The organism is Pseudoalteromonas sp. SANK 73390 (assembly GCF_054966645.1).
On the sequence record NZ_ARPN01000070.1, the window covers coordinates 1 to 448 of the forward strand.

1 protein-coding gene is annotated in these 448 nt (G+C 34.6%); it reads right to left on the minus strand.

The genetic code is table 11. The annotated features are described in order from the left end of the window. Positions 1-91: 91 nt before the first annotated feature. Positions 92-448: hypothetical protein (locus SANK73390_RS09710; RefSeq protein WP_462765805.1), on the minus strand; the 357-nt coding region annotated here is incomplete at its 5' end.

Below are 448 nucleotides of genomic sequence, written 5' to 3' on the forward strand. Positions count from 1 at the left end.
TAACGCCCTGTTAATGGGCAAAATATAGTTGGCTAGAATAAGCGACGAAGGAGCAAAAGCCAACTGTATTTTGTCCTTGTTAAACAGCTTGTTAGAGTTTTTTACTCTCCAAGTATTTCTTGTACTTTTTATCTATTGCTTCTTTAGAGTACGTTGTTGCATTTTCTTCATTTTCCGATAAAGCCACAAGAAGTTGAAACAGTTCATCGTCATTTAATTTAGCTTTATCTGGGAATATGCTTTTAGGTGATAAGTTAAAATCCAACCAACTACCATCATCGTCAAACTCGATGTGAGCACCATTATTTAAAACAGATAATTCTCCATCACGATCATCCCAAACGATGCTTATTAAATAATGATAAGTATCTTCATCAAATGATTCTGAATAAGGGAACTCTTCGCCGTTACTCCCGACTAATAATTTATCGTATGACATGAGAAAACT